Below are 20,170 nucleotides of genomic sequence, written 5' to 3' on the forward strand. Positions count from 1 at the left end.
CGCATCGCCCAAACGATCCCACCCCACCCGCAACGCCCCCAACGTGCTAGAGTGATGAGCGATTTGCATGAACCGCCGCCGGACGCATCCGGCAAAACGACGAGGAGTTGACCATGACCGAATGGCTGGTACGCCACTTCGTGCGCATGAGCGAGCAGACGGACGATCCTGCCGTGCGCATGCGCTATGGGCAGTTCGCCGGCATCGTGGGCATTATCTGCAACGTCATGCTCTGTCTGGGAAAAGGCGCCATCGGACTCGTTTCGGGCTCTGTCTCCATCGTGGCGGATGCCGTGAACAACCTCTCGGATGCCGCATCGAACATCGTGAGCCTCCTCGGATTCAAGCTCGCGAGCCGGCCCGCCGACCCTGAGCACCCATACGGCCACGGCCGCTACGAATACCTCGCCGGGCTCGTGGTCGCCGCGCTCGTGCTCGCCATCGGGATCAACCTTGCCTGGAGCTCCGTGCAGAAGATCATCGCGCCGAGCCCTACCGAATTCTCCGGAGCGCTCGTGGCCGTGCTCGTGCTCTCGATTGCGGTCAAGCTCTGGATGGCCGCCTTCAATCGCACCATCGGACGCCGTATTAATTCTGACACGCTCGAAGCCACGGCCGTCGATTCCCGCAACGACGTCATCAGCACGGCGGCGGTACTCGCCTGCGCCTGCATCTCGCGGGCGACGGGCGTAGACCTTGACGGATGGGCGGGTCTCGCCGTGGGCGCGTTCATCTGCTGGAGCGGCGTGGGGCTGCTGCGAGACACGGTGAGCCCGCTTCTTGGCCAGGCCCCCAGCCCCGAGCTCGTCGAGCACATCCACGACAAGATCCTCTCCTACCCCGGCGTGCTCGGAACCCACGACCTCATGGTCCACGACTATGGCCCCGGCCGGCAGTTCGCGAGCGCCCATGTCGAGATGGCTGCGGAAGCCGATCCGCTCGAAAGCCACGACCTCATCGACAACATCGAGCAGGATTTCAAGAAGGAGGACGGCCTGATCGTGACCCTCCACTACGACCCCATCGTGACCGACGATCCCGAGGTGCGCGACATGCGCCATTGGATTTCGCATGCGGTCGAAGAAATCGATCCGCGCATCACCGTTCACGACCTGCGCTGCGCGCCCGGCCCCACGCATACGAACGTCATTTTCGACTGCGTGCGCCCGGCAGGGTCGGCGCTTTCGGCCGACGAGCTGCGTGAACGCGTTGCTCGCCTCGTGCAGGAGCATTACCCGCGCACTATCGCGAAAATCACCGTCGATGAAAGCTACGTGAGCTCTCAGCAGTAGACCCACCCCGCGGCAAGAGGCCGCCATGCTTATCAGTAGTAAGTCCATCCTGCGAGAAGAGCCCTGCCACGCTCAGTGACTTTGGCCGAGGACACCGCCCTCTGCAGCGACATCATCGATGGAACCAACCCAGAAGGTGCCCCACTCCTCGAGGCGGGAGAGCAGGGGCAGGTCGATATCGGGATCAACCTCGTCGCCGCCGAGCACGATGACGCCGCGCTCATGGTCGATTCCGGTGGAAAACACGTCTGCGTCAAACCCCGACCATACGAAGCCAGCGCCAATCATGCCCAATCCGAGCACCGCCAGCACGAGCGCAACGAAGCACATGGTATTCAATGCCGATTTCATATGTGCATCCTTTCCAATACGGTATCTGTTGCTAGGAGCGAGAAGCCTGAGGCCGGGAACCTGGCCGGGCGCACCGGCCGCTTAGCCGCGCGCAACGGCCTCGAGCGGGCGCGTAAACTCATCAGGCGGAATGGGCCTATGGTCGCCCCCGCGCGCTTCTGCCCCGCCGTCGTGGTGCGAACCGCCGTGGCCCCCGCGGTCTGCATCGCTATCGCGCCACTTCACGAAGGGAGACACGGCGCGCCGCACGACCGCGGCCGAAAGCAGCGCCACGCCGCGGGTGAGCTCAAACGCAAGACGCACCAGCAGCAACCCGAGCCCCAGCGCCACCAAGGCAGCGCCGAATTCCACCAGTGTGTAGGGCGCATTTCCCACGATCAAACCGCAGACAGCGAACAGCAAAAAGAGAGGGCATCCCAGCACGAGCAAGACCGCAAGGCCCCAGACCACGGCGACGAAGATCCATACCGTTGCATAAAAAGAGAGCACGGTAATCGCGAGCGCCGCCAAGAGCGCTCCCCAAACGGGAAAGCCCAAGATGACGAGCACCCACAGCAGCACGCGGCTCTTGCGACGTGTCTTTGCGACCACGCGCGGAACAGCGGGTAGGTCGTCGAGGATGGCTTCGGCGACCACGCCCGGCGCATCGAGCGTCGAGACCGCCTCCTCCTCACCCAGCCCCTCCTCCATGCGATCGAGGATCATCTCCTCGTAAAACGCGAGAGACTCCGCCCGCTGGCCCTCGGGCAAGCAGGACAGCAGGCTTTCCAGACGGCTCAGATACTCTGCCTTAGTCATTGCGTTCTCCTTGGTCGCATGCCTCGCCCGGCACCGCGGCGCCATGGGCGAACTCGATGTAGCGGTAGATGGACATCACGTCCGATTTCTCGGCAAGAAACTCCTCGATGCGCTCCGCGCCCGCGGGCGTGACGCGGTAGTACTTGCGAAGGCGGCCATTGTGCTCGGCGGAGCGCACGGTAATGCATCCGGCGGACTCCAGCCGCTTGAGCAGGGGATACAGCGTTGACTCGGTAAGGCCGAGCAGCGGTGGAACATCTTTGACGATCTGGTAGCCATAGGACTCGCGCCGTTCCAGCGTAGCGAGCACGCACGTTTCCAAGAAACCGCGCTTGAGCTGAGCGTCCATCTATACCTCCCTTCAACCGATACTATGCGTTATATAGTATAGGTTGACACACGGTATAGCAAGTTCATTTCAAACACAGCAAGGCGATATGCGCACCGGAGGACCGGGGCAATCAAGGAGAAGCGCCCCTCCGCCAGAATGACGGAGGGGCGCTCGGCTAGTTGGAAAGCTTAGGGAAAGGCGCGGGTCAGAGCGAGCATGTCGCAGGCGCACCCATGGGGATGACAGGAGAAAGCAGCTTGACGGCGTTCTCATCCACAAGGTAGCGGGCACGGGCGCGCCGCAGCTGCTCGGCAACCGCAACGGGAGCCGTCCCACCCTCGGTCGTGCGGGCAGCCACGATGGCGTCGAGATCGAGCGCTTTCGTGATGTCGCGCCCGAAGAGATCGCTCGCCCCCTTGAACGTCTCAAAGGGAAGCTCGGAGATGTCGCACCCCTGTTTTTCGGCCTCAAGCACCAGGTGGCCCACCACCGCATGCGCCTCGCGGAACGGCATCCCGTGCTTCGCGAGGTAATCGGCAACATCGGTCGCAGCCAGGTGCCCTCGGTGCATCACGGAGCGCATGCGGTCCGCATTCACGGTCCAGGTGCTCACCATACCGGTCATGACGGCAAGGCACTGGGCAAGGGTCTTCGCCGCATCGAGCGCCCCCTCTTTGTCTTCCTGCATGTCCTTGTTGTACGCAAGGGGAAGTCCCTTGCACGTCATCAAGAGCTGCACGAGGTCGCCCACCACGCGGCCCGTCTTGCCGCGAACGAGCTCGGCAAAATCCGGGTTCTTCTTCTGCGGCATGATCGAGGAGCCGGTTGAATACGCATCCGAGAGCGTGATGAAGCCGAACTCCTGGCTGCTCCAGAGCACGATTTCCTCGGAGAGCCGCGAGAGGTGCACCGCCATCACGGAGCAGGCGTACTCGAGGTCGAGCAGAAAGTCGCGATCGGACACGGCATCGAGCGAGTTCTCGATCACGCCGGCGAAGCCGAGAAGCCCCGCGGTCATGCGCCGGTCGAGCGGATAGGTGGTCCCGGCGAGCGCCGCGGCGCCCAGGGGCAAAAGGTCCGCGGCATCGAAGGCGGCGGAGAGCCTGGTGAAGTCGCGGCCGAGCATCCATACATAGGCGAGCAGATGATGCGAGAGGAGCACCGGCTGCGCGTGCTGCAGGTGCGTCATGCCCGGCAGCACCGTGTCGCCCGCCTCCTCAGCGGCATCGAGCAGCGCCGCGCGGAGCCTCAGATTCGCCTCCATGAGGTCCTTGGCGAGCGCCTTCGCAGCGAGACGCGTGTCGGTGGCAACCTGGTCGTTTCGAGACCGACCGGTGTGCAGCCGCCCGCCCGCCGCACCGATGCGTCGCGTGAGCTCGCTTTCGATCGCCATGTGAATGTCCTCGTCGGCGATATCAAAGACGAACGCACCCGCATCGATATCCGCCTCAATGGCCTTAAGCCCTTCGCAGATGGCATCGGCGTCTTCTTGGCCGATGATGCCCTGCGCCGCGAGCATCGTCGCGTGCGCAATCGAACCGGCGATATCCTGCTTATACAACGCCTTATCTACCGGCAGCGACGCACCGAATTCCTGCGTCACCGGGGCGGCAGCCTCCTCGAATCGGCCGCTCCACAGCGCCATGTGCCAACCTCCGAATCTACTAGCAGGCCAGCTGCGCTACGAGCGCATGCGGGCCGAGCTCCTGTGTCCACGCCTTGAGCGAATAGCTCGCGCCAAGCGAAAGCGCGGGCTCTTCGCTACCCTCGCAGAGCCCGGCGACAAGGGCTCTCGGCCCCTTATGCGCCCGCCCGGTCCATGCGAGCAGCGAGGCGGGAACCTCGTGCGCCTTCTTCGTATCAATCATCACACCGTACATGGTAGTTCTCCCGGTAACACTTGGAATCATCATCAAGGTGAACCGCCCGAACCGGCGCGCCAAGCATGATGGCGACGAAGACCGTCCAAGCCGGCGCGCGGAACACGGCGGCAACAAAGGACAGCAGGTCGGACGGAACCGAAGCTTGCCGTTCGGGCAGCCCGCGTAGAGTCGCGATACGGGCTGCCCGTTCGAGCCCTCAGGCTAGGAAAGGTTCTGGGCGGCAAGGGAGGTGGGACCCTGCATCTTCGCCCAGGTCTTGAGAGAGAGCGTTTCGATCTCGATGAAGCCCACAGCGGCCTTCTCGTCGAACGTCGTGTCGCGATCGTAGGTGGCCAGGCCGTAATCGTAGAGCGAGCACGGGCTCTTGCGGCCCATGACCGTGCAATGCCCCTTGAAGAACTTGAGCCGCACCGTGCCCGTCACGAACTTCTGGGTCTCGGCCATAAAGGCGTCGAGCGCCTTCTTGAGCGGGCTGAACCACTGGCCGTTGTACACGCAGGTGGCCCAGGTCTGCTCGAGATACAGCTTCTGGTGAAGCACGTCGCGCTCAAGCGTGAGGTCCTCGAGGGCCTTGTGCGCCGTGATGAGGGTAAGCGCGGCGGGCACCTCGTAGCACTCGCGGCTCTTCAAGCCCACCATGCGGTTCTCCATAAGGTCAAGCCGGCCATAGCCGTTGTCACCGGCAACCTGGTTGAGCTTCTCGACGAGCGCAGCGAGCGGCATCTTCTCTCCATCGAGCGCCACGGGCACGCCCTTCTCGAAGTCAACGTCAACGTAGGTCGGCGTATCGGGCGTCTCCTCCGGGTCCTTCGTCATGACCCACACGTCGTGCGGAGGCTCGTTCCAGGGATCCTCGAGCACGCCACATTCGATTGCGCGACCCCACAGGTTGTCATCAATGGAGTAGGGATTGTCGTTTGCGCCCTCGGGCACCGGAACGCCGTGCTCGTGCGCATAGGCGACCTCATCGGGACGGCTCTTGAGATCCCACTCGCGCACCGGCGCGATAACCTCAAGATCGGGATCGAGCGTGAGGATCGATGCCTCGAAGCGCACCTGGTCGTTACCCTTGCCCGTGCAGCCATGCGCCACGTACTTGGCATCGTACTGGTGCGCGATGTCGACGAGCTTTGAAGCGAGCAGCGGCCGGGAGAGCGCCGAAAGCAGCGGGTATTTGTTCTCGTACATGGAGTTCGCCGCGATCGCCTTGGTGAGGTACTCGTCGGCGAACTCGTCTTTGAGCTCGAGCACATGGCAATCGATGACGCCGAGATCGAGCGCCTTCTGCTTCTTGTACTCGAGCCCATGGAGCTCCTGCCCCACGTTGCCGAGCACGCAGATGACATCGAGGCCCTTCTCCTCCTGCAGCCACTTGATGCAGACCGAGGTATCCAAGCCACCGGAATATGCGAGTACGACCTTTTCCTTGCCCATGATGGGTGCGTCCTTCCTTGGTATGTGGAATACGATGCGGACGAGCCCGATGAGGTGCTACCTGTCTCACCTTAGGTATGCGTCGACAAAGAGACGGGTGGCGGTATGTACTTGTTTCTGGAAGGGTGCGTCTACAGCAATGAGCGCAGGGGCGCGGCATGAACGACATCACCCGGAGGAAACGACGACAACCTTATCGGGACTCTGGGGATGCGCGAAAGCCGCGCGAACAGAGACGACCGATTATCGTCGTCGGGAAATTGCGCGCTGGCGTCGGTTCTGCGCATCGGCGGCAGTCTGGCCGAGCAGAATGGCGGAAGCCGCCATGCCCTCGTATGTCGCCGTCTCGGTATGCACCGTTTGAACCCTTCGCCGTATGCAAACGCAATCATTAATCCGCGAACGGTAGCCCGCTCGCGTTGGGTGGTATCTTACGCTAAATCTGCGCGCGGGCAAGCGAGAATCGCAATGTTTCTCGTTTGTTTCGCCCTGTGGCAGACCCTGGTTGAGCGGGGCTGGCGCCGATCGAAATTCACCGGAGCGGTGAGCGCAAGCTAGGCCGGCATACCCAATTCCACCACAATGGCTAAGCTTCAGGCCGACTTGCCCAAATCGCCTCAATCAAAACATGGTACTATCCGGTGCGGCCAGCTTGCCGCGGACACCATACCCGGCAGCAGGAACACCGCATACGAAAGGAACGGCATGCCTTCCCCGCTTATCGACTTTACCCAGGACCCCGAGCTGGGCTCCATCAGGCTCATCGCCTGCGACATGGACAGCACGCTGCTCGCAGACGACAAAACCCAGCCCGAGAACATGCCCGAGCTCATCGAGCGCCTGCGGAATGCCGGGGTGCTCTTCTGCCCCGCCAGCGGCCGCCCCGGCCCCACGCTTCAGCTCATGTTCCCCGAGCACCGTCACGATATGGCATTCTGCGCAGACAACGGGGCCTCAATCATCTATCGCGACGAGATCGTCCATAAAGAGCTTATTGAGCCGACCTTGTACCACGAGATTGCCGCCGTGACGATAGCCGATGGCTCAGGCGTGCCGGTGCTCTGCGCGTTTGACGAAGCTTACGTAACGGCAAGCGGTCATGCCTACCATGGGTCGCTGAGTGAATACTACAAGACCATTAATTACGTCGACTCACTCGACGACATCAACGTTGAGGCAAACAAGTTCACCATCTACCTCCCCGATGGCAACAGCCGCTCCGTTTACGAACAGACCTTTGCCCCCGCCTTCGGTGAGCGCCTTGATGTCACCTGCGCCGGTGCAGAGTGGATCGACTTCATGAACAAGGGCGTCAACAAGGGCGCGGGGCTGCGCCATCTATGCGGTCGGCTCGGCATCGACATCGCCGATGCAGCCGCTGTGGGCGATACCTACAACGACATCGAGATGCTCGAGGCGGCCGGCCATAGCTTCGTTGTCGCCAATGCTGCCGAGCACATGCACGACCACGCCCGCTACCTCATACCGAGCAACAACGATCGCGGCGTCGCCGCGCTCATCGAGGCGATTCTCGCCGCAAAGGGCTGCTAGGCTACGGTCACTGCCGACATCCGCACGAGCGAGAATGCAGCTTTTGGACACTTGCGGGAGAGAACGGCGGGTAAGGCTGAACGCCCGGCGATAGAAAGCGCAGCTCAGACCGCTGGTGCCTTCCGGACTATCGCGTGTCTACCCGGACCCCATGCGAAGTAGTGCCCAAAAGCTGCAATCGCGTTCGAGCCGGACAGCGCAGCGTCTTTTTCAGCATGGCTTACGCCGTGTCTGCACGCCGGCGACCAGCCAGCCCCGACGTGCAGCATCCAGCCCGCTCGCATGGAACATCCTGTATACCAATCGCGCCGTCAAGATGTCCCGGGGCGTCTTGACGGCATGCACGCGGCGATCGAGCAAACCATCGATGAAGCGCGGGCCGCGCAAATGCCCTGCTCACGCAAGCGGGGCTACACCCGCCTCGCCCCATACTACTTCGCGTCGGCCCAGGTGGTGCCACTCGATGCATCGGCGATGAGGGGCACGCGAAGCTCCACGACACCCTCCATGACCTCCCGCACGAGCGCGGTAAGCGCCTCCACCTCGTCTTCCGGGCACTCAAAATCAAGTTCGTCGTGCACCTGCAAGATCATGCGGGCGCGGAACCCCTCGTCGCGCATGCGCCGCGCCACGCGCGCCATGGCGATCTTGATGATGTCCGCCGCCGTGCCCTGCATGGGATGGTTCATAGCAGTGCGCTCGCCAAAACTTCGCTGGGCTGGATTGCGCATCTTAAGCTCCGGTATGGGGCGGCGGCGTCCGTACATGGTCTCGGCATAGCCCGTGCGCTTGGCCTCGGCCACCGTACGGTCGAGGTACGTCCGGACGCCGGGATACGCCTCAAAGTAGCGGTCGATCATCTCGCGCGCCTCGGCCATGGGGATATCGAGCGACTGCGAGAGCCCATAAGCCTGCTGGCCGTAAACGATACCGAAGTTCACCGCCTTGGCACGGCTCCGCAGCTGCGGCGTGACCTCATCAACCGGCACGCCAAACACGCGCGCCGCCGTCTCGGCATGGAAGTCCTCGCCCTCGTTGAACGCTGCCACCAGGTGCTCATCGGCCGAAAGGTGCGCGAGCAGTCGAAGCTCGATCTGGGAGTAGTCCACCGCAAGGAACACGCACCCCGGCGCCACCGAGAACGCCGTCTTGACCGTATGCCCCAGCTCTGAGCGCGTGGGGATGTTCTGCAGATTGGGGTTCGAGCTCGAAAGGCGGCCCGTAGCGGTAATGGTCTGGTTATAGGTGGTATGAACGCGCCCGTCGAAACGGCGCAGCGCCCCCAGCGTGTCGAGATAGGTCGACTTGATCTTGGTCTTCTCGCGATACTCGAGAACGAGGCGCACGAACTCGTTATCGCGCGCAAGCTCCTCGAGCACGCGCGCATTCGTGGAATAGTACCCGCGGTGCGTCTTCTTAAGGCCCTTGGTAGGCAGGCCCATCACATCGAAAAGGATGTGGCTGAGCTGCATGGGGCTCGCGATGTTGAAGGTCTCGTCGCCCGCCATCTTGCGGATGCGGCCGGCAAGTTCGTCGATCTGGCCGCCGAGCCCCTCCGCAAGGGCATGCAAGCGGTCGGGATCCACATACATGCCCGTGCGCTCCATCGAGGCGAGCACAGGCACGAGCGGCATCTCGATCTCTTGGAAGATGTCGGCGGCATCCTGCTCCTCGAGCGCCTTCGCGAGCGGCTGCACCGCGGCGAGCGCCACGGCGACCGACCGAGCCGCCGCAACGGGCGCGTCGTCGGCGGCGCCCTCCTCGCCTTGCGCGGCAGGCAGGGCCTTTCCCACATAGGTGTCCGCGATATAGGCATCGCCAAAATCGGAGCGCACCGAGTCGAGCAGATAAGCCGCGACCACGGTATCGAAAATGCGCTTCGGATCCACCGCGAGCGGGTCCATGAGCTCGGGCTCGCTCGAATCGATGGGCGAAAGCTCATGAAGCAGCGCCTTGATATCCGGCGAGGCGACGAGGCCCGTCTCGAACAGGTACTGCAAGACGCCCGCGATGAGGCCGTTCGCGCCATCGATGCCGGCAGCGGCGAGCAGGCTCGCGGAATGGGGCGACAGGCTCGCGCCGGAAGGCTCCTCGAATGCGAGCAGCTTCCCGCCCGCCGCGACCCACAGCGTTCTCGTAAGCCCGAAGAGCGCGTCGGCCTCCTTGTCATCGTCCACCGTGGCGGCAACCCACTCGCCCGCCTCAACGGCGCGCGAGAGCTCCGCGAGCGCAGCCTCGAGGCTCTCTGCCGCATCGCTGTTCACCACGATCGGCGATGGCAGCTCGAACGCAGATGGAGCCGCACCGGCAGCGCCGCCCTCGCCGAGCAGTGCCAAGAAGCGGTTCTGGATCGACATGATGCCCAGCGCTCCAAGCGCCTCGGCCAGCATCTGGGCATCGTAGGCGGGAAACGCCGTGTGTTCGAAGTCGAGCTCGACCGGTGCGTTCGTCTGGATGGTCGCCACCTTGCGCGAGAGCAGGGCGTCGTCGATATGCGCACGCAGGTTCTCGCCCATCTTGCCCTTGACCTCATCCGCATGGGCGATGACCTCGTCAAGGCTGCCGTACTGCGCGATAAGGGCGCTCGCCTTCTTTGGGCCGATACCCGGCACGCCCGGAATGTTGTCAGAGGTGTCGCCCTTGAGGCCGTAGAAATCGGGCACGAGCTCGGGGGTGATGCCATGGTAGAGGTCCTCGACCGTCTCGGGCGTCATGATCTGGACGTCCGAAAGGCCCTTCTTGGTGCCCACGACCTTCACGTGTCCGGTGGTGAGCTGGTACATATCGCGATCTCCGGTGATGAGGAGCATGTCGCAACCGGCGGCTTCGCCCGCGCGCGCGAGCGTACCGAGGATGTCGTCGCCCTCCCATCCCTCGGCCTCGAGGATGGGCACCTCGATCTTTTGCAGCAGCTCCTTGATCATGGGGAACTGCGTACGCAGATCGGGGTCCATGGGCGGACGCTGCGCCTTGTATTGCGGAAGCATTTCCATGCGCACGCGCGGCTTGCCCTTATCAAAGGCAACCGCCACGCCATCGGGACGGAAGGCATCAATCATCTTCAGGAACATGTTGAGAAACCCGAAGATAGCATTCGTAGGACGGCCATCCGGCGCGTTCATGGTTGGGGGCACGGCATGAAACGCGCGGTGCATGAGCGAGTTGCCGTCAACGACGGCGAACGTGCGACGATCCGGGCTCTGGGGCGCTTGAGCGGTATCAGACATGGAGCATCCTCTCTGGAACTTGGCTGACACCAGTCTACCCGCCCGTGTGGACATACGCGAGGGGGTTCTCAGCGTAAACACAGGCCGCCTCAAAGTGGTCAAAATGGGTCAAAATGGGACGTGTCTGTTTTGACTCATTCCGTCCATGGCATCAAAGTGTGCCAAAGTGGGACGCGCCAAAATGGGACGGGGCTGTTTTGACTCGTAATCGCGACGAACAGGGCGCGCGGTGCTCACATGCGGCTTGCGCGCAGCTCCTCAACAAACGTGGCGCCATCTTACATGCCGAATTACGCAATAAGAGGCTCAAATCAAGCTCTTGCTGCGTAATTCGGCATGCAAGACGGTCGACGCAGCCAGCCAGAGCACGACGCGCCCACCGAGGCAGTCAAAACGAACCCGTCCCATTTTGACCCATTTACGCACCGGGGCCCGCACACTTCTTGCGATTTACTTAACCGAGCCCCGGCGACATAAACCCCGGCATATGAGCAGGCGGAACGGGTAAGCGAAGAGCAACTACGTCGGGCGACGGACCGTCGACGGGCTCGCCCCGTTCTTTCGCGCCGCCTAGAATCGAGGTCCCATGGCCCGCTCTATCCGTCACCTTGCCCGCATCGTCTTTGCCCTCGGCATGGCCGCCACGCTCTTTTTCGTTGCCGGCGCCCCTGCGTCGGCGCGCCCCAACCCATCAAGCGCCACCCAAAACGGCACCTCATCCCCCAATAACTCTCAAAATGAGAGCGATGCCGCGATAACGGGCACGACCAAGCTCGCCGACCCCGACACCGCCTCCACATGGAAAGACTTTCTCGGTGCGGGGGAACAAGATGGCACCTACAGCACAGAACATGCCGGGCGCATCTGGGTCGACGCCTCGGTTTATTCCGATGCAGCGTCTGCGGAGGCCGCGGGCGTGGCAGCGAGCTCCTTCAAGGACCCCGAAAACGACTTTCTCGTGGGCATCTCGGCCATAGCGCAGACCGCGTCCGTCCACGAGCAGGACGGCGGCGGCCATGACGTCATATTCGTGGTGAGCCTGAACAGCGTGCTCGGCAGCATGACCTATGCGGAGCGCCCTTATGCCGACTACGTGGTCTCGGCTTTGAACAGTGCCATCGGGCGCCTCATGGCAGAAAACGGCGATTCCAATGCAAATCCCACGCGCGTCGCAGTCGTCGGCTATTCATCCGAGGTGACCGCCCTCATGCCGCTTGCCACCTACCGGCCCGCACACGACGGCACCTATCTGAGCTACGACGCCTCGTCGCGCACCATCAACGTAACGGCCAGCATGGTAGACGGCGCAGGCACCACCGCAAGCGCTCGCCTTACCGGCGGATCGTATCTCCAGCGCGGCATCTACCTCGCCGGCGATATGCTTTCCGAGGCAGGCGCGGCGGGCGCCCAAGACCGCTCTCCCGAGCTCATCATCATGGGTGCGGAGAACCCGCCCATGGCAAGCACCAACATTGAACATCCGCCGGCTTACACAGGAGAAACGACCGGCTTCCTAGGGCCGCTTCCCGGCACGCGCGAAACCGGCTATGGGACAGACAGCATGCTCGCCACCATGCTCACCATGCGCTCGGTGCAGCAGCGCGTGGACGATGCCTATGCGCAGGGCGGGGACCGGCTCACCGTCTATACGACCGGCATCGACACCACTGATGCCGTCGCATACCTGCTCGACACGGCAGATGGCCAGGCCGAGCGCGATCTCACGGCTACGGTAGGCGGACGCTCCGTCAATCTGAAGGAGAACCTCGCGCAAGCCGCCCGCGCCTACGCCCAGGCGGCCGGGCAGGGTGATTCCGCCGTGACGCTCGAGCTCTACGGATCGAGCGGGTCGGGCATCGTGGCAGAGCCCGTCGAGCTACCGGTAATTGAGGGCCTCCTCGATGAGGGCGACCCCGTGACCTTGAGCAGCGTGCACCGCTATTACTCTTCACGCAGCGCATCAGCCGTAAACTGGGCGTTCGCATCTGCACTCGACGAGGTGTTCGACGTTCGCTACACCTCTCCCGTCGATGCCGACGACGCGCTTGCAGGAAGCAATCGCATCGAGGCGCACAGCGCGGTGGGCGCGGGCATGGAGGTCGCGTCGATAGCGGGCGTGCAATATGGAGATACCCTGCTCACCGGCTCGCTCGCCGCGCAGGCCATCCAGATAAGCCTGCAGGACCCAAGCGATCTTACCGGCGCAACCCATGAGTTCGACTATCTGATCAACAGCATCAACCAGCGCTACCACCTGGGCTACGACGCGTACAACCTATTCTACGAGGCCATGGCGGACGGCCAGGTTTCCTACGATGCAGCAAGCGGAGCGTTCTCGAACCGGGTTTCTTGGTACATCGACGCCGACCACCACATGGTCGCGGGCGACAACGGCCTCCCCTATCGCTTCGCCACGCAGCGCGAAATCGACGCCATCGCCACGGGCTCTGCCGACGCCCAGACCCAGGAGCGCATCGATCGCGCCCGTGCGGCGGGAGCAACCGCCATATGCGAGACCTATCTCTACATCGGCAACCTGCCCAACTTCTACACGGGCGGCGACGTCGCGCTCTACGACTTCTACATCGCCGTCGAGACCGATCTCGTTTCGCATGGCCAAACCGTTTATCTCTCGATTCCCGCAGACGCCGTACCGGCGCTGCGCACCGATATCACGCTCCATGCCGACGGCGGAGCAACCATGTCGATCGACGGCGCGGATGCCTTAAGCCCATTGCGCCTGGTCTTCGAGGTAGCCCCGCGCCCTGAGGTGCGCGAAGCAATCGAACGCGCGCGCAGCGGGGAGGCGACGCGGGACGAAATCGAAGCGGAGCTTGGGGCAGCTGGATACGAAGACGCTGCGGGCAACCTCGCCGTAACCGCGCTTTCGGTGGAGGGCTCTGGCGACGGCGCGCAGGCAAAGACCGTTGTTACCGGCACAGCAGCCAGCGACAACAGCGCCTACGTGCTCGCACAGAACCAGCCGCTCTATACGATCGCGCCGGGAGTGCAACTGCCCGCCGGCAGCCTCCCCGCACCGAGCGACCTTGTGCCGCTCACGCGCGCGCCGCGGGCGGGCGAAACGCTCTACTACATGACCACCGTCTATCGCGCCAACTTTTCCGGCAGCGATGGAACCGCGGCGGCGGAAGCGTTCGACGCGGTCCGCCCCTATCAGGTTGCCGAAGAGGAGCACCCCTCTTGGCACGTAGGGGACGACGGGCGCTATGAGCTTGCCAAGGGAACGCCGGCGAGCTCGAGCAGCTCGGCCGTCGCTACAACGGCGAAGGCGACCAACGCAACCGGCACCGCATCGTACAGCCAATCGCTTACCGGATTGCAGACGGATGGAAGACTCGTGCTCTCCGCCGCACTCGGCAACAATGGGTCGTATCGTTTCGAAGAAGAGCGGCAGGAGCCCGAACCAGGCGAGCCCGGCACGGAAGATCCGGACCCGGAGGAGCCCGGGAAACCCGATCCGGAAGATCCGAGCGACCCCTCTACTCCCGCCGACCCCGATCAGGGAACCGGGGGCAACTCGGGTAGCGGCTCCCCGTCTGCTGGAACGAGCGCGGGCGGCAAAGACTCCGCGAACGCCAGCCAGGGCGCCTCGAACTCATCCAAGGCCCTCGCTGGCACAGGCGACCCCAACGGGCCCGCATTCGCTGCCGTGCTCGGAATCGCAGGCATTGCGGCATGCGCGGCGGGCATCGCGCTCATCAATCGCCGCAAGTAAGAGTGTGCCTGCGGCAGCGCCGCCCCAGAGCATGCAAACGCCGCCTCGGCACACAGGGTGCCGGGGCGGCGTCTTACGAATCGGCCTCGCCATGCCGGGCGGGCAGCGCTATTCGCGCATCAGCTACTTCGCGAGGCGGGCAAGCACGTCGACGAGCAGCTCGTAGAAGCGCTCAGAAGAGGCGAGCTCCATGCTCTCGTCCGGCGTGTGCACGTCGGAGAGGGTCGGGCCCACAGCAATCGCATCGAGGCCGGGCAGCGCCTCGGCGAAGAGGCCGCACTCCAGGCCGGCGTGGATCGACTCGATCTTGAGCTCGGTGCCGAAGAGCTCGCGATAGGCCTCCTGGAAGACGTCGCGCACGTGCGAATGGGGCGTGTAGCTCCAGCCTGGGTACTCGTTCTCAAAGCGCGCATCGAAGCCGAAGGCGTCGGCGAGCGTCTGGATGCGGTCCTTGACGTCTTCCTGGAGCGATGCGATGGACGAGCGCGGCGAGAGCAGGAAGGTGACCTTGGCGTCCTCGGTGATGACCACACCGATGTTGGAAGACACCTCCACCGCGCCGTCGGCGGCGACGTTGCGGCGCATGACGCCGTTCGGGGCGATGCGCAGGGCGCCGATGAAGGCGCGCGCGTCGGCGTCGCTCATCGCGTCGACCTCGACACCGTCCGCAACGGTAACGGTGCAGGTGAAGCCGGGGTCGAAGACCTCGAGCTCGGCCTTGATGTCGGCGATGAGGGCGCTCGCGACCTCGACGGCCTGCTGCGCGCTCTCGGCATCAACATAGGCAACGACCGCGGTGGCCTCGCGGTTGATGGCGTTGTCCTTAGTGCCGCCGGAGAGGCTCACGAGATGCGGCTCGCCGGTACGCATGAGTTTCTCGACGATGCGGGCGAGGATGAGGTCGCCGTTGCCGCGCTCCAGATGAATGTCGGAGCCGGAGTGGCCGCCCATGAGGCCGGAGACCTCGAGGGTTACCGTGGAGCCCTGCATGTGCTCACGCGTGATGGAGCGCGTGAGCGTTGCGACCACGCCGCCGGCGCAGCTGACGGTGGCGACGCCCTCCTCCTCGGAGTCGAGGTTGATCATGATGCGAGCGTCGATCTTGGACTTATCGAGGGTCTCGGCGCCAACGAGGCCGGTCTCCTCGTCGGTGGTGAACACGCACTCGAGCGCAGGGTGCGCGAGGGCGTCGTCGTCGAGCACCGTCATCATGAGCGCCACGGCGATGCCGTTGTCCGCGCCGAGGGTGGTGCCGTTAGCGGTAAGAACGCCGTCCTTGACGATGAGGTCCAGGCCGTCCTTCTCGAAGTCGTGCTCGACACTGGCAAGCTTGTCGCACACCATATCGATGTGGCCCTGCATCATGACGGGCGCGGCGGCCTCGGCACCGGCGCTCGCGGGCTTCTTGATGATGACGTTATAGACCTCGTCCTGGTAGACGTCGAGGTTGTGGTCTTTGGCGAAGGCCACGAGGTAATCGCTGATGCCCTTTTCGTTACCCGAGCCGCGCGGGATGGCGCTGATCTCCTCAAAAAAATGGAAGAGCTTTTCGGGCTGGTATCCCGTAATCTTGTATTCCATGCATTCCTCCTTGGTCGATGGCGCTCGTCTGCGCATCGCAGAAAACGACGCGCTCGAAACGACTTCTACCTGTATACCCCAATGATGGCATAAGCAGGCACGGGCGCGCATCGGAATGCGCGAACGGCTGGACTGCGGCTGGATACGGTACCGCCTATGCAAAAGGACGCTGCTTCTATACATTTTCTGCACATAGCGCGGTCGCGCGGGAAACGCGGGAGAACCATGCAGCGCCCTTCCATCTGCCAGAGACGTGAATCGTAGACACCCGGTGCTCCTGAATCATTTTCTGAAACGTGGACACCCGGTGCGCCCGATTCACGTGCATTGCTCGCTCGAAGCGCAGTAGCCAAATCCGCTCTATAAAAACCGCCCTACAACTCAAGCCGCTCCTGCCCCGGCGCGACAGCCCGACGCGCCGCCCGCACCCCTGCCGCAAGATAGCTCCGCTGCGTCGCCTGCGTCACCACGTCGCCTGGCCTCAAGTGCCCCAGCATGAGCGGGGACGCCGGGTCATGCTGCTCACGATAGGTCCGCGCCGCCCCGCAGGCATCGGCATTCGCATAGCAGTACCGGCACCCGTTGGGGCAGCTGTTATACGCCCCGATATCGCGCATCTCCATGCAGGCACAGCCTTCGCGCATGCCGCGGTGCGCAAGCTTCCTGAACGTGGCACCGTTCGCCGCACCGAGCGCTTCCAAGGTCACGCAACCTGCCCGCTCAACCCCGTAGGCAGAAAAGTCTTCCCGCGTCGCGCACGCCTGCAGGCGCAGCCCGTGCTCGCGCGCGATGCCGCCCAAGAGCTCCGCCATGTAGAAGCGCTCCTCCTCCATAAGGGGCAAAAGCTCCGGCATGTTCCGGTCGAGCTTGCGGTACGGCTCCACAAAGCTGAACACGCACCGGCTCACATGCGGCGCTAGGCGACGGGCCGTGTCATCAAAGGTGCGCCGATGCGCCTCCGTGGTGTAGCGTTCGCTCAGAAGCACCGGGTCATAGCGCCAGACGATCCGCTCACGCCCTACGATACGCTCGAGCTCGATGAGCGTCTCGATGCTCGCATCGATATCCGGAACCCCGGGCTCCATATCGCGCCCGTACGCGGTGATGGTGTAGAAGAAGTACGTGTTAAAGCGGTCCGTGATCTCGTGCAGGCGCGGCAGGATAGGCGCGTAGTTCTTAGAGCAGAACACGACGCAGTCCACTACCGCAGGATCGAGCTCGTAGCGCGTGACCCTCTCTGGAAAGCGCGGATTTCGCACCAGCACATATCCCTCGGCAAACCGTCTGAGCAGCCACTCCGTGTAATACTGCACGGTATCCGTCCGCCCGCCTGTGTTGATGATCATGCGCGCTCACCTCCCATCACGGTGCCCGTACCTTACGCGCCCAGCTGTCGCAAAAAAATGAGACAACTGAGCCGTCCGTCCGGCATGAGTACTATGCAAAAAATGCATATTACTAGCCGCTACCAGCAGAAACGACACAGAGAGCAATTTGCACAATATGCAAATTACCCCATGCTCCCAGGCATTTTGCACCTGCCCTCACGCCGTCCACTCCATATTCCACGTCAAGTATAGCAAGCATTTGGAACATTTGTTCGTATATATAATCAGCGCGCAACCTTCGCCTGACGAACACATCGCCGTGCTACCATGGCACTCGGCCATACAATAACGTAAGAAAGGACCCCCCATGGAACGTCCGAACGCATGGAAGGCATACGGTGACGCAGCGCTTGCCGAGCTTGAGCAGCTCTGCGGCGACTACCGCGCCTTCATCAGCCAGAACAAAACCGAGCGTGAATGCGTGACCGCATCCGTCGCCCTCGCCGAGGCAGCCGGCTACGTAAACCTCGAGGACGCTGTGGCCGAGGGACGTGCCCTCAAGCCCGGCGACAAGGTTTACGCCGTGAACCACAAGAAGACCCTCATGCTCGTGAACCTGGGCACCGCCCCGCTCGAAGAGGGTGTGAACATCCTGGGCGCGCATATCGACAGCCCGCGCCTCGATATCAAGCAGAACCCGCTGTACGAGGCCGGCGATATGGCCTACCTCGACACCCACTACTACGGCGGCGTGAAGGCCTACCACTGGGTAGCCACCCCGCTCGCCATCCATGGCGTCGTGTGCAAGAAGGACGGCACCACGGTCGATGTCTGCGTGGGCGAGGATGCCACCGACCCCGTGTTCTGCATCTCCGACCTGCTCATCCATCTCGCGAGCGATCAGATGAAGAAGCCCGCTTCCGAAGCCGTCGACCATGAGAACCTCGATGTGATCGTGGGCGGCCGCCCCGTCGTGATCTCGAGCGAGGGCGACGAGGATGCCGAGGCACCCAAGGAGCCCGTGAAGCAGATGCTTCTCGATGTCCTCACCGAGAAGTACGGCATCGACGAAGAGGACTTCCTCTCCGCCGAGCTCGAGGTGGTGCCCGCCGGCGCTGCGCGCGAGATGGGGCTCGACCGCTCCATGATCTTAGGGTACGGCCAGGACGACCGCGTCTGCGCCTACACCTCCCTTGCCGCGCAGCTCGCGGTGCCCGAGGTCGAGCGCACGAGCGTATGCCTGCTCTGCGACAAGGAAGAGATCGGCTCGGTGGGCGCAACCGGTATGACGAGCCGTTTCTTTGAGAACGCCATGGCCGAGGTGCTCGCCCTCGCGGGTCTCGAGAGCCCGCTGGCGCTCCGCCGCTGCCTGGCTGCGAGCCGCATGCTCTCCTCCGACGTTTCCGCCGGGTTCGACCAGCTCTACGCCGACCGCTTTGAGAAGAAGAATGCCGCCATCATGGGCCACGGCCTCTGCTTCAACAAGTTCACGGGCGCGCGCGGCAAGAGCGGCTCCAACGACGCCGACGCCGAGTACCTCGCGCTCATCCGCGACATCATGGACGAGGCCGGCGTGGCCTTCCAGACCTGCGAGCTCGGCCGCATCGGCGCGGGCGGCGGCGGTACGATCGCCTATATCCTCGCTGAATACGGCATGCAGGTGATCGACTCCGGCGTGGCCGTCCTCTCGATGCACTCGCTGTGGGAAGTTGCCAACAAGGCAGACATCTACGAAGCCTTCAAGGGCTATCGGGCGTTTATCAAGCGCGCCTAACAGCGCCACTTGACACGAGAGCGCGCTCCCGAACGCAACGCATGCAAGAAGCATGGGCCCGGCGGATTCTCCGTCGGGCCCGTTTTTATACGGGGAACCAAAGCGCACCTATTCGTTCATGAACTTGCTGAGTGCGACAAATACGCCGCATTCAGCAGGTTCATGAACGATTGTCAGCAAGTTTGTGAACGATTTCCCTTCCTGAGCGCAGTGGCGCGGCGCCAAGCGCCGTAACGAGGAGCACACCTGCATACGGGGGATGCGCGGCCAGCAAGCCAAGAGAAATCGTGCCCGCACATCGGCATGGCTGCTCATTTCCGCGTTTTTTGGAATTAGGCCCTCAGTGCTCCACGCGCCATTGGCCGTCGGTCAAACCAGCGCGAAAGAGATGTATCGCCATTGCAGAAAAAACGATGGTGCCCACGATGCCGATAGGAAGACCGTAGCCCTCGATGACCATGATGAAGAACATATAAACAGCGCAGAACATAAGGAAGACCGAGCCGGCAAAGCAAATGGCGCGGCGAAGCCAGCGGGGCATCGAACGCCTGGGCCGCTCGGCGGGACGCTCGGAATCGTCTTTTCTCTGAGCGTTCTTTTTGGCCATCGTGCCCCTCTTCTCAGTCGGTTGGAGAATTGCTTCTGCCCATCATACCCCACCGGGTAGGGATACGTTATTTCGAGCCAGTCGGCGGCACGGCCCCCGCGCCAAGCGAAAACCGGCAACCCCTCACCCTGCACCTGAGGTACCATGGCAGATAACTCGATTGATTCAGAAATCGGGGCCTGTCCCCGAAGAAGGAGGCGCCATGTTCTGCACGCAATGCGGCAACCAGCTACCCGATGATTCGAGGTTTTGCTCCCGCTGCGGAGCACCGGTAGGC

At 63.1% G+C, this 20,170-nt stretch carries 15 protein-coding genes; 5 read left to right on the forward strand and 10 right to left on the reverse strand.

Annotated elements, in window-relative coordinates:
- Nucleotides 1-113: 113 nt before the first annotated feature.
- Nucleotides 114-1,292 (forward strand): cation diffusion facilitator family transporter, encoded by a 1,179-nt coding sequence (locus tag AC1VS5_RS07020; RefSeq protein ID WP_481218174.1) that lies wholly within the window; start codon nt 114-116, stop codon nt 1,290-1,292.
- A gap of 72 nt (nt 1,293-1,364) precedes the next feature.
- Here AC1VS5_RS07020 and AC1VS5_RS07025 read toward each other — a convergent pair whose 3' ends face one another.
- The 6 genes from AC1VS5_RS07025 to AC1VS5_RS07050 all read right to left on the reverse strand — a co-directional run bounded on the left by AC1VS5_RS07025 (nt 1,365) and on the right by AC1VS5_RS07050 (nt 6,089).
- Complete coding sequence (locus AC1VS5_RS07025) at nt 1,365-1,643, reverse strand: hypothetical protein (RefSeq protein ID WP_204666774.1); 279 nt, start codon at nt 1,641-1,643, stop codon at nt 1,365-1,367.
- An 81-nt stretch (nt 1,644-1,724) separates the two neighbouring features.
- On the reverse strand, nt 1,725-2,441 hold the full coding sequence (locus tag AC1VS5_RS07030; protein WP_481218175.1) for a DUF1700 domain-containing protein: 717 nt from the start codon (nt 2,439-2,441) through the stop codon (nt 1,725-1,727).
- Entirely contained in the window at nt 2,434-2,790 is a 357-nt protein-coding gene (locus tag AC1VS5_RS07035; RefSeq protein ID WP_481218176.1) for a PadR family transcriptional regulator, read from the reverse strand. Before AC1VS5_RS07035 ends, AC1VS5_RS07030 begins: the two co-directional genes overlap by 8 nt.
- A gap of 187 nt (nt 2,791-2,977) precedes the next feature.
- A complete protein-coding gene (argH, locus tag AC1VS5_RS07040; RefSeq protein ID WP_481218177.1) occupies nt 2,978-4,417 on the reverse strand; it encodes an argininosuccinate lyase in 1,440 nt (479 codons plus the stop codon).
- A gap of 19 nt (nt 4,418-4,436) precedes the next feature.
- A complete protein-coding gene (locus AC1VS5_RS07045) occupies nt 4,437-4,652 on the reverse strand; it encodes a hypothetical protein (RefSeq protein WP_481218178.1) in 216 nt (71 codons plus the stop codon).
- Nucleotides 4,653-4,856: 204 nt separating this feature from the next.
- Nucleotides 4,857-6,089: an argininosuccinate synthase gene (locus tag AC1VS5_RS07050; RefSeq protein ID WP_481218179.1), complete on the reverse strand. Its 1,233-nt coding sequence runs from the start codon at nt 6,087-6,089 to the stop codon at nt 4,857-4,859.
- Nucleotides 6,090-6,794: 705 nt separating this feature from the next.
- Here AC1VS5_RS07050 and AC1VS5_RS07055 point away from each other — a divergent pair.
- Nucleotides 6,795-7,640, forward strand: coding sequence for an HAD family hydrolase (locus AC1VS5_RS07055; RefSeq protein ID WP_481218180.1), 846 nt, complete (start codon nt 6,795-6,797; stop codon nt 7,638-7,640).
- Nucleotides 7,641-8,071: 431 nt separating this feature from the next.
- Here AC1VS5_RS07055 and polA read toward each other — a convergent pair whose 3' ends face one another.
- Nucleotides 8,072-10,867, reverse strand: a complete 2,796-nt coding sequence (gene polA, locus AC1VS5_RS07060) for a DNA polymerase I (protein WP_481218181.1) — start codon at nt 10,865-10,867, stop codon at nt 8,072-8,074.
- A gap of 586 nt (nt 10,868-11,453) precedes the next feature.
- Here polA and AC1VS5_RS07065 point away from each other — a divergent pair.
- A complete protein-coding gene (locus tag AC1VS5_RS07065; protein WP_481218182.1) occupies nt 11,454-14,603 on the forward strand; it encodes a vWA domain-containing protein in 3,150 nt (1,049 codons plus the stop codon).
- Between the two features lie 123 nt (nt 14,604-14,726).
- On the opposite strand, the gene AC1VS5_RS07070 is transcribed toward AC1VS5_RS07065, so the two are convergent.
- Together AC1VS5_RS07070 and AC1VS5_RS07075 are read right to left on the reverse strand one after the other, a co-directional pair.
- Nucleotides 14,727-16,184: an aminoacyl-histidine dipeptidase gene (locus AC1VS5_RS07070; RefSeq protein ID WP_481218183.1), complete on the reverse strand. Its 1,458-nt coding sequence runs from the start codon at nt 16,182-16,184 to the stop codon at nt 14,727-14,729.
- A 374-nt stretch (nt 16,185-16,558) separates the two neighbouring features.
- Complete coding sequence (locus tag AC1VS5_RS07075) at nt 16,559-17,530, reverse strand: DUF1848 domain-containing protein (protein ID WP_481218184.1); 972 nt, start codon at nt 17,528-17,530, stop codon at nt 16,559-16,561.
- A gap of 349 nt (nt 17,531-17,879) precedes the next feature.
- Between AC1VS5_RS07075 and AC1VS5_RS07080 the strand changes: the two genes are divergently transcribed.
- The gene (locus AC1VS5_RS07080) at nt 17,880-19,286 is read left to right on the forward strand and encodes an aminopeptidase (RefSeq protein ID WP_481218185.1); all 1,407 of its coding nucleotides are present in this window, start codon (nt 17,880-17,882) and stop codon (nt 19,284-19,286) included.
- A 340-nt stretch (nt 19,287-19,626) separates the two neighbouring features.
- Here the strand turns inward: AC1VS5_RS07080 and AC1VS5_RS07085 are convergent, their stop codons facing one another.
- Entirely contained in the window at nt 19,627-19,893 is a 267-nt protein-coding gene (locus AC1VS5_RS07085; RefSeq protein ID WP_276868708.1) for a hypothetical protein, read from the reverse strand.
- A 202-nt stretch (nt 19,894-20,095) separates the two neighbouring features.
- On the opposite strand from AC1VS5_RS07085, the gene AC1VS5_RS07090 reads away from it, so the two are divergent.
- The coding region (locus AC1VS5_RS07090; protein WP_481218186.1) for a zinc-ribbon domain-containing protein at nt 20,096-20,170 on the forward strand (75 nt) is incomplete at its 3' end.

The sequence above is a fragment of the Enorma sp. genome (genome assembly GCF_982429025.1).

Excerpts from the sequence above, each read along its gene's own strand:
- AC1VS5_RS07020 (WP_481218174.1), top strand. The coding sequence starts at position 114 with ATGACCGAATGGCTGGTACGCCACTTCGTGCGCATGAGCGAGCAGACG.
- AC1VS5_RS07025 (WP_204666774.1), bottom strand. The coding sequence starts at position 1,643 with ATGAAATCGGCATTGAATACCATGTGCTTCGTTGCGCTCGTGCTGGCG.
- AC1VS5_RS07030 (WP_481218175.1), bottom strand. The coding sequence starts at position 2,441 with ATGACTAAGGCAGAGTATCTGAGCCGTCTGGAAAGCCTGCTGTCCTGC.
- AC1VS5_RS07035 (WP_481218176.1), bottom strand. The coding sequence starts at position 2,790 with ATGGACGCTCAGCTCAAGCGCGGTTTCTTGGAAACGTGCGTGCTCGCT.
- argH (WP_481218177.1), bottom strand. The coding sequence starts at position 4,417 with ATGGCGCTGTGGAGCGGCCGATTCGAGGAGGCTGCCGCCCCGGTGACG.
- AC1VS5_RS07045 (WP_481218178.1), bottom strand. The coding sequence starts at position 4,652 with ATGTACGGTGTGATGATTGATACGAAGAAGGCGCACGAGGTTCCCGCC.
- AC1VS5_RS07050 (WP_481218179.1), bottom strand. The coding sequence starts at position 6,089 with ATGGGCAAGGAAAAGGTCGTACTCGCATATTCCGGTGGCTTGGATACC.
- AC1VS5_RS07055 (WP_481218180.1), top strand. The coding sequence starts at position 6,795 with ATGCCTTCCCCGCTTATCGACTTTACCCAGGACCCCGAGCTGGGCTCC.
- polA (WP_481218181.1), bottom strand. The coding sequence starts at position 10,867 with ATGTCTGATACCGCTCAAGCGCCCCAGAGCCCGGATCGTCGCACGTTC.
- AC1VS5_RS07065 (WP_481218182.1), top strand. The coding sequence starts at position 11,454 with ATGGCCCGCTCTATCCGTCACCTTGCCCGCATCGTCTTTGCCCTCGGC.
- AC1VS5_RS07070 (WP_481218183.1), bottom strand. The coding sequence starts at position 16,184 with ATGGAATACAAGATTACGGGATACCAGCCCGAAAAGCTCTTCCATTTT.
- AC1VS5_RS07075 (WP_481218184.1), bottom strand. The coding sequence starts at position 17,530 with ATGATCATCAACACAGGCGGGCGGACGGATACCGTGCAGTATTACACG.
- AC1VS5_RS07080 (WP_481218185.1), top strand. The coding sequence starts at position 17,880 with ATGGAACGTCCGAACGCATGGAAGGCATACGGTGACGCAGCGCTTGCC.
- AC1VS5_RS07085 (WP_276868708.1), bottom strand. The coding sequence starts at position 19,893 with ATGGCCAAAAAGAACGCTCAGAGAAAAGACGATTCCGAGCGTCCCGCC.